Annotated in this window: 7 protein-coding genes; 6 read left to right on the top strand and 1 reads right to left on the bottom strand. The window is 52.5% G+C overall.

From position 1 onward, the window contains the following. The first annotated feature begins 59 nt into the window (after nt 1-59). Nucleotides 60-926 (top strand): DNRLRE domain-containing protein, encoded by an 867-nt coding sequence (locus tag BUB67_RS00095; protein ID WP_073233826.1) that lies wholly within the window; start codon nt 60-62, stop codon nt 924-926. Between the two features lie 170 nt (nt 927-1,096). Here BUB67_RS00095 and BUB67_RS00100 read toward each other — a convergent pair whose 3' ends face one another. Further along, complete coding sequence (locus BUB67_RS00100) at nt 1,097-1,846, bottom strand: LysM peptidoglycan-binding domain-containing protein (protein WP_073233829.1); 750 nt, start codon at nt 1,844-1,846, stop codon at nt 1,097-1,099. A 308-nt stretch (nt 1,847-2,154) separates the two neighbouring features. Here BUB67_RS00100 and BUB67_RS00105 point away from each other — a divergent pair, with 308 nt between their 5' ends. The 5 genes from BUB67_RS00105 (at nt 2,155) to BUB67_RS00125 (ending at nt 11,483) form a co-directional block, all read left to right on the top strand. Then, on the top strand, nt 2,155-2,502 hold the full coding sequence (locus tag BUB67_RS00105) for a hypothetical protein (RefSeq protein WP_073233832.1): 348 nt from the start codon (nt 2,155-2,157) through the stop codon (nt 2,500-2,502). A 110-nt stretch (nt 2,503-2,612) separates the two neighbouring features. After that, nucleotides 2,613-3,500, top strand: coding sequence for a DMT family transporter (locus tag BUB67_RS00110; RefSeq protein WP_073233836.1), 888 nt, complete (start codon nt 2,613-2,615; stop codon nt 3,498-3,500). 114 nt (nt 3,501-3,614) lie between these two features. Next, nucleotides 3,615-7,082, top strand: a complete 3,468-nt coding sequence (addB, locus tag BUB67_RS00115) for a helicase-exonuclease AddAB subunit AddB (RefSeq protein ID WP_073233839.1) — start codon at nt 3,615-3,617, stop codon at nt 7,080-7,082. After that, on the top strand, nt 7,075-10,830 hold the full coding sequence (gene addA, locus BUB67_RS00120; RefSeq protein ID WP_073235006.1) for a helicase-exonuclease AddAB subunit AddA: 3,756 nt from the start codon (nt 7,075-7,077) through the stop codon (nt 10,828-10,830). Before addB ends, addA begins: the two co-directional genes overlap by 8 nt. A 71-nt stretch (nt 10,831-10,901) precedes the next feature. After that, nucleotides 10,902-11,483 carry a CPBP family intramembrane glutamic endopeptidase gene (locus BUB67_RS00125; protein WP_159431795.1) on the top strand — a complete coding sequence of 194 codons (582 nt, stop codon included), beginning with the start codon at nt 10,902-10,904 and terminating at the stop codon, nt 11,481-11,483. The last annotated feature ends 9 nt before the right edge of the window (nt 11,484-11,492 follow it).

Raw genomic sequence — 11,492 nt, forward strand, 5'->3', positions numbered from 1 at the left:
AAAAGTCACAGATGGTGTTTTTCAGACATATAGTACAAAAAAGACAGAGGTGCAGCCTTATGACACTTTTTACCATACGGGCAACGGAAGATACCTTTGTGATAAGTGATAAGGAACGCCGACCCCAATGTCATTCGCCCTGTTTGCCGGTGGGAAAAACAGGCCTGGGATATATGTGCTATTCTCGCTTTATTTCATATATTTTTTTTGACCTTTCCGAGATCCCAGGCCATGCTAAAATTAGCTCGGCTAAAATAAAAATCTCCCTTTATGACCCTCCTTGTTTGGGGCAACCGCCTGATTATATAGGTATCCAGGCCTTGAAAGAACCTTTTCGAGATTGTTACACCAACTATGGGAACAGACCGGCCGTAATATCCCATTCTTTAAGAAAAATTCCTACTCACAGTGCAACTAAGTTTGCCATTGATGTTACAGATTTTGTAAAGGCCTGGCATTCCGGTAAGTACGAAAACCACGGGCTGGCGCTTGTGCCTGTACAAATGGGTACCAACGGTGTCATCCTTTTTCATAGTTCTGACAGCTCCGATGTATCAAAGCATCCGGCGCTAAGAATCAATACCGTTGCCGACGGCACGTGCCAAAAACAATGCACAGCGAGTCAAGAAGAAACCTATGCCGTGAAGAAAATACGGGGCTTTAGCAAACCCTATGAGATTTGGAACTATACAATTTACAGTTATATTGTGAAAAATATTGGCGAAAAAAAGATAATGGTCCAATTACAGTTCAGCCCTAATAACGTTGATTACTTGGATGAGGAACCGAAAATTGAGCTGTTGCCAGGGCAGTCACGTATTATGATAAGCAACTTTTTTGCCCGTTACATCAGGCTTGCATTTCATCTTGCCCCGGGTGAGACCGGGGAAGGAACTTTAAAAGTTTGGTTGCAAGCCAGACAGTAGAGTGTAGATACAGTAATGGATCCAATCGAACCGTACAGGAATACCCTGCACCGTTCATGTACTTTTATGCAACTAAAATCCTCCTGCGGGGCAAAGAAAAATATCGGTTACGAGATAGATAAAGCTGCAGAGATTGAAAAAAAAGCTCCCTATTCTGGGAGCTTTGCAGGCTAGTTGGCAGCTGCCTGGGAAATGGCGGTATAGTGTTGCTGCACATAGCGCTCGGATATGCCGCTGCCATGGGGGCGGCTGTTATGTAAATAGAGATCAAAATGTCCCGTAACACCGTTGTCCGGAGTAGTATCAATGCTGTGGGGCATACCGGAGAGGGAACCGGCAATATTCCTGCCGTCTTTATGGATGACAACTGGGCGGGGCGACCAGGTCCACTGACCGAATAACTCTTTTATGGTCTTTGTATCCTCTGAGGTTGCCGGTTCAATATCACAGTGATTACCGGCGCTCAAGACCTTTAAACTTAGCTTCGCCCCGGTTTTGCAATCGGTAACGGAAAAAAATTCACCACTCTTGAATAATGCTTTTCCTTCAGTAAACCAGTTGACCAGTTCAACACTTTTTGATTGTGTTTTAGTTTGTTCAGGTTCAAGTTGCTGAATATTTTGTTGGAGATTGGGGTGATCCCGGCCGGATTGGTCCACCAACCAGACATGGGCGCGTTCCCCGCCCCTTGAGGGCATTGCTAAATTGGGAATAAGCAAGCGCTGCCCGATGGAAAGGTTATCACTTGTTAACCGGTTGACTCTTTTAAGTTCTTCCACCGTAGTGTTGTAGGTTCTGGAAATAACCCACAGACTATCTCCCTTTTTTACAGTATAAAAGGTGCTTGCAAAGGCAGTGCCGTTAAAAAATAAAACGCTGGAAATTACCAAACTGCAAACTGTTTTTTTGTTGAAAAGCATTACAGTTCTCCTTTTTCTACTTGCAGTACCATAAAAAGCTATTTATTTTAATTGTAACGACAGTAGACAAGCATATCAATGAGAAAAATGTCTCTTTATGGTCCTAATTTAACAACTAATTGCCCATGCAACATAATATCACATAAAATGCCAAAATGTGCTAAATACAAAAATATCCCGTACAACCATTCTCTGGATTCTAATAAAAAAATATCTGTTTTTTTACTTAAAGGGTTTTTGAAGCGCCTCTAGTGCATGACTTTTTTCTCTTTTATAATAATGAATAAAAAAACAGCAGGTGAAAAGCAATGGGCAAGATCAAAATAAGAAAAAACCTTAGTGATGAGGAGATGCTGGCTAACTATAAAGAGGAGATTACCTTTGAAAATGCCTGGGATGATGCCGCCGTTACCAGACCTGCCCCCAAACCGGTCAAGAAGGATTCGGAAAAGGAAGGGATTCATTCATTCTTTACTCCTGAGTTGCAGGAACAGGTAGGGAAAGCCCTGTTGGAGTTAAAAATTCAGTTATATAAGGAAGGCATCATTGACTATAGAATAGAGGTAAGCAGGGAAGGCCGCCAGGTAATTTTGACGGCAGTAAATGCTGTAGGAAAGAAAAAAACCGCTGAGAAGACAACCGGGAAGAAAAAGTAAGAAAGTAAAATACCGAAAATAGGGAAAACAAAAGACAAAGAAAGGACAAAATCAGTTCTCCGTGGTTGTTATAATAGAGTCCGGAATTGACCATATGGGAGGAATGGAACTTGAAAGGAATTTTCGGGGGAGCCCTTTATTTATCACTGGCCTCCAGTATTTGGGGCGGTATGTATGTTGTGAGCAAATATGCTCTGGATACCATTCCCCCTTTTACGTTGCTGTTTTTACGATATTTGATCGCCTCTTTCCTGCTGGGATGGATCTGCTGGTTGAAAAAAGAGGAACTGGTCCCCACCCGGGAGAGAGGGCTGATCTTCCAGGTTGGTTTTGTGGGCTATTTTCTTTCCATCGCTGCCCAGTTCGTCGGAACCAAGCTGTCCTCCGCTCACATGGGTGCCGTCATCACCACGCTATCACCGGTTTTTCTATCTGCTTTTGCCGTCTTTATCTTAAAGGAGAAAATTACGGTAAGACAGGTGGCTTCCATCGCCATCGCCCTGGCCGGTGTGCTGGTGGTGGTGGGAATGCCCGGCCTGCAGGGTGAAAAGTCGGCCCTGGCAGGGAACTTGTTTTTATTGGTCGCCGCCCTTTTCTGGGGCTATTACTCGGTAATCTCCAGAAAGGTTTCGGCTGTTTACTCACCGCTACAGATTACCACCTGGGGCATTGTTATTGCCACAGTGCTTACCTTTCCCTGCATTTTCTTTGAGCTGTCGGAGTGGTCCGCCGGGGATTTGTTTACGTTGCCCATCCTCCTGAGTGTCCTTTATATTGGCATCATATCCACTGCCCTGGCATTTTTCAGTTGGAACAAGGGGTTGGCCCTGGTGCCCTCTCACCAAGCCGGACTTTTCTTCTTTTTGCAGCCGGTGGTGGGGACGCTGCTGGGCTGGTTTTTCTTACATGAACATCTTAGCCGGTCTTTTTTCATCGGCAGTTTATTAATCATTGCCGGGGTCTACTACAATATGAAACAAACCGCTACAAATGAATAAACCAATTTAATAAAGCCCGGAGAATTTCTCCGGGCTTTTCAACGCGGTTGTAAAGGGGTTTATTCCAGGAAAAGCGAATTTTAAACAGGGAGTCTCGGCAAAGGAGGGAACAATGTGAGCCTTCGATTTATTATCGGCAGGGCAGGCAGCGGAAAAAGCCATACTTGCCTGGAGGAGATCCGCTGTGAACTGCGGCGCCGTCAGGACGGCCCCCCCATCATACTGCTGGTGCCGGAACAGGCCACATTTCAATATGAATATATGCTGGTGTCCACGCCGGGCCTGCAGGGCATTATGCGGGCCCAGGTATTAAGCTTCCGCCGCCTGGCCTGGCGGGTGCTGCAGGAAGTGGGAGGGGCGGCCAGGGCCCATATCGGGGAACTGGGCAAGCGTATGATACTGCGGCGTATCCTGGAACAGAAGAAGTCCGAGCTAAAGGTTTTTCACCGTGCGGCCAGGCAGCCCGGCTTTGCAGACAGCCTGGCCGGCGCCTTGACCGAGCTGAAATTGTACCGGATTAAACCTGGGGATTTGATCAAGGGTATGCAGCGGATGCGGCAGGACAGTGACAGCGCCATACTGGACAAGCTGCAGGATTTAAGCCTGCTGTATTCTCAACTGGAAGAGATGCTGGCCGGCAGGTTTACCGATCCGGACGATTACCTCAACCTGCTGGCGGAGCGATTGGGAAGCGCTCCGTCGGTGCAAGGAGCGGATATTTACATAGACGGCTTTACGGGGTTTACCCCCCAGGAGTTCGGGGTCATTGAGCAACTGTTTATGGCGGCTAGCAGAGTCAATATAGCCCTGTGTTTTGACCCCATTTACATAGAGGAACCATGCCATGAACCGGATGCCTTTTATCCCACCGTGGAAACCTATCATACCCTGCGGGAAATGGCGGGAACATTAAGAATTGCTATAGAACCGCCCGTATTATTGCAGGACGAAATACCGGCCCGTTTTCAACACAGTCCGGGCATCGCTTATCTGGAGAAAAACTATTTCCGCTACACGGCTGTGCCCGGCGAACAAACAGCAGGGGTGAGGCTTACGGCCTGTGCCAACCGCCGGGCGGAAGTGGAGGCCGCAGCCAGGGAAATCCTCCGGCTGAGCCGGGAAGAAGGGCTGCGCTGGCGGGAAATCGTGGTTATTTTACGGGATCTGGCCAATTACAGCCATTTAATCAGTACCGTTTTTGCAGACCATGGCATACCGCATTTTATTGACCAGAAAAGAACCGTCCTGCACCATCCTCTGGTGGAGCTTATTCGCAGCGCCCTGGAAGTGGTGACCCAGCAGTGGGCCTACGCTCCGGTCTTTCGTTATCTGAAAACCGATCTGGTACCGGTGCAGCGGGATGAAGTGGATAAGCTGGAAAACTATGTGCTGGCCCACGGTATCCGTGGGTCCCGCTGGACCGACGGCCGGGATTGGACCTACCGCAGGCGCTACACTCTGGGCGAAGAAGCGGAGTGCAATGAGTGGGAGGCCAGGGAACTGGCCTTGATCAACCGGGTGCGTTACTCGTCTACCCAACCGTTAATAAACTTTAGCCGGAGGGTCCATGAGGCCCGCAATGTACGGGAGATCACCGCCGCCCTGTTTGAACTGCTGGAATCCCTGGAGGTGGCGGCGCAACTGGAAACCTGGGCGAAAGAGGCGGAGCGGCAGGGGCGTTTGGTGGAAGCCAGGGAGCATGCCCAACTGTGGCAAAACATCATATTGCTGCTGGATGAAATTGTGGAGGCCATGGGGGAAGAGAATCTTTCCCTGGAGGAATATGCCCGGGTACTGGAGTCCGGTCTGGAAGGCTTGAAACTGGGCTTGATCCCGCCGGGACTGGACCAGGTGGTGGTGGGGACACTGGAGCGTTCCCGCAACCCCGATGTGAAAGCGGCGCTGGTACTGGGCATCAGCGACGGGGTGCTACCGGCGCGGCCCGGCGAAGAGGGCCTGTTCAGCGATTTTGAACGGCAGGCCTTACGGGAAGCGGGAATTTCCCTGGCCCCCGGTTCCCGCAGAAAAGTATTTGACGAACAGTACCTGGTCTACGTGGCGCTGACCAGGGCCAGCCAAATCCTGTGGTTAAGTTATCCCCAGGCCGACGATGAGGGGAAGGCGCTGGTTGCTTCCCAGGTCATTTCCAGGATCAAGGAACTGCTGCCCCGTCTGGAAGAACGGGTGGTTCCCGTGGAACCGCCCTGCCCTGATGGGGATCTGGAGTTTATCGCCTGCCCAGGACGCAGCCTGTCCTACCTGGCCGCCATGTTGAGGGAAGTCAAAGCGGGACGCAGGGTAGACCCGGTCTGGCAGGATGTCTACTCCTGGTTTGTGCAGCAGCCCGCGTATAAGGAAGCCTGCGGGCGGGTGCTGGCCGGGTTGTTCCATGTCAATCAGGAAACCTCCCTGCCCCCGGGGCTGGGGCGACGGCTTTACGGCAGCCGGCTGAAGGCCAGCGTGTCCAGGTTGGAACGGTTTACCGCCTGTCCCTTTGCCCATTTTTTGTCCCACGGCTTAAAGCTGAAGGAGCGCGGGCAGTTTAAACTGGCGGCCCCGGATCTGGGACAATTTTTCCATGCTGCTCTGAAAGAATTTGCGGATCGCATCAAAGAACAGGGAACCGATTGGGGACAATTGACCAGGATCCAGGCAGGAACCCTGGTGGGAGAGATTGTAGATGAACTGGCCCCCAAGTTGCAAAATGAAATTCTTCTCAGCACTGCCCGTCACCGTTATCTCATTGGCAAACTGAAGAGGACGCTGGAAAGGGCGGTGCTGACCTTAACGGAGCATGCCAGAAGGGGCGCCTTCCGTCCGGTGGCGGTGGAAATCGGCTTTGGCGAACAGGGGGAGCTGCCGCCCGTATACTTTGACCTAGGGGACCGGTGCGTTATGGAAATGGCCGGTCGCATTGACCGCATCGACTGTGCCATGGAAGGGGGCCGGCCGTATTTGACCGTTATCGATTACAAGTCCGGCCAAGCGGAACTGAAACTGGCGGATATTGTACACGGCCTGAAGCTGCAACTTCTTACCTATTTGGATGTGGCCCTGCGGTATGCGGGTCAACTGGTTCATCAGCCGGCCCTGCCGGCGGGTATGCTGTACTTCAGCGTCAAGGACCCCTTTGTCACCAGTACAGGTCCGCTGACTGCGGAAGAAGCGGAAAAAGGGCTGCTGAAGCAACTGAAAATGAAAGGCCTGCTGCTGGCAGACCCCCTTGTGATTGCCCAAATGGACAATCAACTAAACGGTCAGTCGGAGCTATTGCCGGTGGGACTGAAAAAAAACGGGGAATTTTACAGCAATTCCCGAGTGATCAGCGAAGAGCAGTTTAACCTGCTGAGAAGCTATCTGGAGGAAATCATGAAGTCTACCGGCAGGCGGATCATTAGCGGAGAAATCCAAATCAGTCCTTACCGGCGAGGAAAGGACAAAGCCTGTGGCTTTTGTATTTTTAAAGCGGTATGCCAGTTCGACCCCCTGCTGGAGGACAACCTGTATCGCCTGCTGTTTGACCGGGAGGAGCCGGTACTCTGGTTGTTGATCAAGGAAAGTCTGGGTGATAACCATGCGTGATAAAAAATGGACCGATGAACAATGGGCCGCCATTACCACCAGGGATAAAGCTCTGCTGGTGGCAGCTGCGGCCGGGGCCGGGAAAACAGCGGTGCTGGTGGAGAGGATCATTCGGCTGATTACCGACCCCACCCGGCCGGTGGATGTGGACCGGCTGCTGATTGTTACCTTCACCAATGCCGCCGCAGCAGAAATGAGGGAGCGTATCGCAGCCGCCTTAAGCAATGCTTTAAAGGAAAACCCCCATTCCAGGCGGTTGGCCAGGCAACTGACCATGCTAAACCGGGCCTCCATTACCACCCTGCATTCCTTTTGCCTTGACCTGCTGCGGCGTTATTATTACCTGCTGGATTTGGACCCGGGCTTCCGGGTGGCCGATGAGATGGAAGCGGAATTGCTGCGGCTGGAGGTGCTGGAAGAACTTTTTGAGGAACGCTACAACCGTCAGGACAATGAAACCTTTGCCCATTTGGTGGATGCCTACGGTGGTCAGCGGGATGACAGCAAGCTCCAGAACCTGGTCCTGGCCCTTTATCGCTTTTCCGGCAGTCACCCGTGGCCACGGTTCTGGCTGGCGGAAATGGCAGAAAACTTTGCCCTTTCAGAGGGTCAATCCCTGGATGAACTGCCCTGGATTTACCAGGTTAAAGAAGAGATCGGTCAGGAAATGCAGTCTGTGCTACGCCTGTTGAAACAAGCTGCCTGGTGGGCCAGGCAGCCGGGTGGGCCGGAGCCTTACTGCAAGAATCTGGCCGAGGATATCCTTCTTCTGGAACCCCTGGTTCACTGCGGGGAAATGAGCTGGGACAAGTTATACCGGTCCTTTGCCAACATCAAATGGAGCAAGTTAAGTCCCTGCCGGGGGGAGGTGGACGACGGTCTCAAGAACAGGGTGCAGACCCTCAGAAATAAGGCCAAAGACAAAGTAAAAGAAGTTACCGGCACCTATTTCTGTGCGGAACCAGGGGTGCTGTTGCAGGACCTGCGATCACTCCATCCCCTGATGAAGGAATTGGCTGCCCTGACCGCGGAGTTTATGGACCGTTATCAAAAGAAGAAGCAAGCCAAGGGTCTGGTTGATTTCGGAGATCTGGAGCATTACTGCCTGTCAATCCTGCTGGACAAAGAAAGCAAGCCCGGGGAAATGGTTCCTTCCGCTGTGGCACTGGAACTAAAAAAACAGTTCGCTGAGGTGCTGGTAGACGAATACCAGGACATTAACGAGGTGCAGGAGACCATCTTGCAGCTGGTGTCCCGGGAGGACAACCGCTTTATGGTGGGGGACGTCAAACAAAGCATCTACCGCTTCCGCCTGGCGGAACCCGGTCTTTTCCTGGGGAAATACCGGCAGTACGGGGTACCGGGCAACGCTGCCGGCTGCCGCATCGACCTGAGTAAGAACTTTCGCAGCCGGTTGGGTGTGGTCAATGGGGTTAACTTTATTTTCCGGCAGATCATGACCAGAACCGCCGGGGAAATCGATTACGACGAGGCGTCAGAACTCCGGTGCGGGGCTGAGTTTCCCGCACCGGAGGGGGTTACCACAGCCGAGGGCCCGGTGGAACTGCACTTGATCGACTGCAAGGATATGCAATCTGACGGTGTGGAACCTTCTGAAGCCGGTGAAGAGGATGTACTGCCCGACCGGGATGAGGAACCGGAGGAACTTGACGCCGATCAGGCCGAGGCCAGGCTGGTGGGGCGCCGTATTCTGGAGATGGTCAAGGGCTCGGAGTTGTCAACGGGACCGGAGTTTATGGTCTGGGACAAAGAGTTGGCCCAATACCGCCCGGTGACCTATCGCGATATTGTCATTTTGCTGCGGGCAACCACCGGCCGGGCCAATACCTTTTTGGAAGAACTGCGGGCCAGGGGGATTCCCGCCTATGCGGAGCTGGGTACAGGCTATTTTGCGGCGGTGGAGGTTGAAATCTTTTTATCCCTGCTAAAAATCATCGATAACCCCCGTCAGGATGTCCCCCTGGCCGGTGTCCTGCGGTCTCCCATCGTGGGGCTGAAGGGTGAGGAACTGGCAGAAATCCGGCTGTGCAACAGGGACGGAGACTTCTATGATGCGGTGATGTCCGCCGCCCGGTCAGATTTGGGAGATGTTTCCCGAAAACTAACCGGTTTTCTGACCAAACTGGACCGGTGGCGTTCCCTGGCCAGGCGGGGTCCCCTGGCAGATTTGATCTGGATGCTGTACCGGGAAACCGGGTATTACGATTATGTCGGCGGCATGACGGGCGGCACCCAGCGCCAGGCCAACCTGCGGGTCCTCTATCACCGGGCCAAACAGTTTGAGGCCACCTCCTTCCGGGGGTTGTTCAGCTTCTTGCGTTTTGTGGAACGCATGAAGGATGCCGGCAACGACTTCGGTTCAGCCAGGGCGCTCGGTGAAAGTGAAAATGTGGTGCGCATTATGAGCATTCACAAAAGCAAAGGGCTGGAATTTCCGGTGGTCTTTGTGGCGGGTCTGGGCAAAAAGTTTAACCTGCTGGATTTAAATAAAGATCTGCTAATGCACAAGAGGCTGGGTTTGGGCCCCCAGGTGATCAATCTGGCCACCCGGGTCTCCTATCCCAGCTTACCGAAACTGCTGATCCGGCAGCAGATTAAACGGGAAGCGGTGGCGGAAGAAATGAGGGTTCTCTATGTGGCCTTGACCCGGGCCAGGGAAAAGCTAATTCTGGTGGGCTCGGTGCGGGATTTAAGCAAATCCCTGGAGAAGTGGTGCGCCTCCGCCCACCAGTCCGGCTGGCCGCTGCCGGATGCCGAACTGATGGCTGCCAGGACCTACCTGGATTGGCTTTGTCCCGCCATTGCCCGTCACCGGGACGGACAGGCTCTTCTCCAAAGGGCAGGGTCCGAAGCACAGCCCTCATCCGATGTGGCAATGGATGCTTCAACCTGGAAGACGGTCTTTTACGATATGAATCAGGTGCAAAACCAGCTTGTGGACAACCGACATCAGGTGACGGAACTGCTGGAAAAGATAAAGCGATTGGCGCCCCTGGAAGATATGGGACAGGCGGCAGAGGTTGATCGGCGGCTCCGTTGGACCTATCCCCTGGCAGAAGTGACGGCAAAACCGGCCAAGGCAGCGGTTACCGAAATCAAAGGCCGGTTTGATGAACTGACCCGGCCGGAGGAAGATGTTCTGCCTTACCGCCCGCAAATCACCGGGCGGCCCAGGTTTTTACAACAAGACAAGGGCCTTACCCCGGCGGAAAGGGGTTCTGTCATCCACCTGGTGATGCAGCACATCAACCTGCAAAAGGCCCCGGATGAGGGGGACATTTACGCGTTGCTGGATCGTCTTGTGGCCCGGGAAATTTTGCTGCCGGAACAGGCCGCCGTGATTGACCCTGCTCAAATTACCGGCTTCTTTGCCGGCCCTCTGGGACGGCGGGTGCTGAAGGCCGTCAAGGTCCAACGGGAGCTGCCCTTCAGCCTGGCCCTGCCGGCAACAGAGGTTTATCCGGAACTATCCCGGGCCGGCGCCGGTGAGATTGTCCTGGTGCAGGGGGTCATTGACTGCCTGGCGGACGAAGGAGACGGGCTGCTGCTGATCGACTATAAGTCTGATGAGGTGCGGCCCGGACAAACCTCCGTGGCGGAACGTTACCGGGGGCAAATCAATCTCTATACCCGGGCGGTACAGGACATTCTGGGTAGACCGGTTAAAGAAAGGGCCATCTACCTGTTTGACAGCGGGGAGACCCTTTATTTCGGCCCTGGCAGTTAAACAGGCATTGTGCCGGTTGTTGAATTCAATAACCGGCAACCAAATAATAAATGGGAAAACAGGACGGTATTATGGACAAAAGGTTGTTACTAAAGGCCGCATTTCTTTCTCAAGCAGTCATTTTATTGACCGGGCTGGCGGCGCTGTGGTTCTTTTATGTGCGGCAGGGCGTCAACTGGGCAAGTGTATTTAGATTGGACAATGCAGGTTTGGTGTTTGGTTGCGGCACGTTGCTGGCAGCCGGTCTGGTGATGATGCAGATCCTGCTGGTTACCTTCGTGCCCCATGAGAAACTGCGGGATGACGGCACCAACAAAATCTTTTACACCTACTCTTATCCAATCCTCGCCCTGTTAATGAGTTTTGGGGCCTTTGCGGAAGAACTGTTGTTTCGGGCGGCCATCCAACCCGGTTTAGGCATTGTACTGACCAGTGCATTGTTTGCCGTCATCCATGTCCGGTATTTAAAAAAATGGATCCTGTTGCTGGGGACCTTTGTCATGAGTTTGGCCCTGGGCTGGCTTTATGAAGTGACGCAAATGATTTGGGCGCCCGTTTGGGCACATTTTCTGGTGAATTTCGTGATGATCTGCTTTGGGAAAAACGGGTTGTTTGTGCCAAAGGATGAACCAGAAGCAGGTGAAAAACAATAAGGTCACAGG

Origin of the sequence: Desulforamulus putei DSM 12395, assembly GCF_900129195.1 — a bacterium.
In the GTDB taxonomy this organism is placed as follows: domain Bacteria; phylum Bacillota; class Desulfotomaculia; order Desulfotomaculales; family Desulfotomaculaceae; genus Desulfotomaculum; species Desulfotomaculum putei.

What these genes read in the sequence shown, in the direction of transcription:
- BUB67_RS00095 (WP_073233826.1), top strand. Translation starts at nt 60, where the DNA reads ATGACACTTTTTACCATACGGGCAACGGAAGATACCTTTGTGATAAGT.
- BUB67_RS00100 (WP_073233829.1), bottom strand. Translation starts at nt 1,846, where the DNA reads ATGCTTTTCAACAAAAAAACAGTTTGCAGTTTGGTAATTTCCAGCGTT.
- BUB67_RS00105 (WP_073233832.1), top strand. Translation starts at nt 2,155, where the DNA reads ATGGGCAAGATCAAAATAAGAAAAAACCTTAGTGATGAGGAGATGCTG.
- addA (WP_073235006.1), top strand. Translation starts at nt 7,075, where the DNA reads ATGCGTGATAAAAAATGGACCGATGAACAATGGGCCGCCATTACCACC.
- BUB67_RS00125 (WP_159431795.1), top strand. Translation starts at nt 10,902, where the DNA reads ATGGACAAAAGGTTGTTACTAAAGGCCGCATTTCTTTCTCAAGCAGTC.